Origin of the sequence: Pseudomonas sp. ANT_J28 (genome assembly GCF_008370005.1) — a bacterium.
Lineage (GTDB): Bacteria > Pseudomonadota > Gammaproteobacteria > Pseudomonadales > Pseudomonadaceae > Aquipseudomonas > Aquipseudomonas frigoris.
The window spans coordinates 1-1,193 of the sequence record NZ_VOBM01000102.1; the positions used below are offsets into that span (position 1 = coordinate 1).

Sequence of the window (1,193 nt, forward strand, 5' to 3'; positions counted from 1 at the left end):
GGAAACTCTGAAAAAGACATCCAGATTTGGTGAAATACGCACCTCGCACAAACTGAGCGGTTGAACCCCGATGAAACAGATGTCCTTCGCCGATGCCGAATATGCCGGAAAACGTAAGCAGACCCGCCGCGAGCGCTTCCTGATCGAGATGGATCAGGTGGTGCCTTGGAAGGGCCTGATTGCCTTGATCGAGCCACACTATCCGAAGGGCGAAGGTGGCCGTCCGGCGTATCCGTTGATGGCTATGTTGCGGGTTCATCTAATGCAGAATTGGTTCGGCTACAGCGATCCGGCGATGGAAGAATCACTGTATGAAACGACCATTCTGCGTCAGTTCGCGGGGTTGAGTCTGGATCGGATTCCCGATGAAACCACGATCCTCAACTTCCGGCGCTTGTTGGAGAAACATGAGTTGGCGGGCGGAATCTTGCAGGTCATCAACGGCTATCTGGGTGACCGTGGCTTGATGCTGCGCCAAGGCACGGTGGTCGATGCGACGATCATTCATGCGCCGAGTTCGACCAAGAACAAGGACGGTAAACGCGACCCGGAAATGCATCAGACGAAGAAAGGAAACCAATATTTCTTCGGGATGAAAGCGCACATCGGCGTCGACGCCGAATCCGGCTTGGTGCATAGCCTGGTGGGCACCGCGGCCAATGTAGCGGACGTGACACAGGTCGATCAGTTACTGCACGGCGAGGAAACTTATGTGTGCGGGGATGCGGGTTACACCGGAGTGGACAAACGCCCAGAGCATCAGGACCGCAAGATGATCTGGTCGATTGCGGCACGCCCGAGCAGCTATAAAAAGCACGCCAAAAAGAGTTTGATCGGGCGTATGCGACGCAAGATCGAACACGCGAAAGCGCAGGTCCGGGCCAAGGTTGAACATCCATTTCGCGTGATCAAGCGCCAGTTTGGCTATACGAAAGTGCGCTTTCGTGGCTTGTCGAAAAACATCGCTCAACAGACAACCTTGTTCGCTTTGTCGAATCTGTGGATGGTGCGAAAACGGTTGATGGGTATGGGCGAGGTGCGTCTGTAATGCAGGCTGATCGCCCTGAAGCAGCGCGACTAGAGGAAAGAACCATGAATTAAGGACAGGAAAGGCCTGTTTTTCGACCGACTCATGATTTTTTGAACCTCAAGCAGAGAGGGCATGAAAAATCGGTGGGTACTTCAGACCTTCC

Annotated in this window: 1 protein-coding gene; it reads left to right on the forward strand. The window is 54.0% G+C overall.

From position 1 onward, the window contains the following. Positions 1–70 precede the first annotated feature (70 nt). Positions 71–1,048 (forward strand): IS5 family transposase, encoded by a 978-nt coding sequence (locus FQ187_RS29850; protein WP_149632228.1) that lies wholly within the window; start codon positions 71–73, stop codon positions 1,046–1,048. Positions 1,049–1,193: the final 145 nt, after the last annotated feature.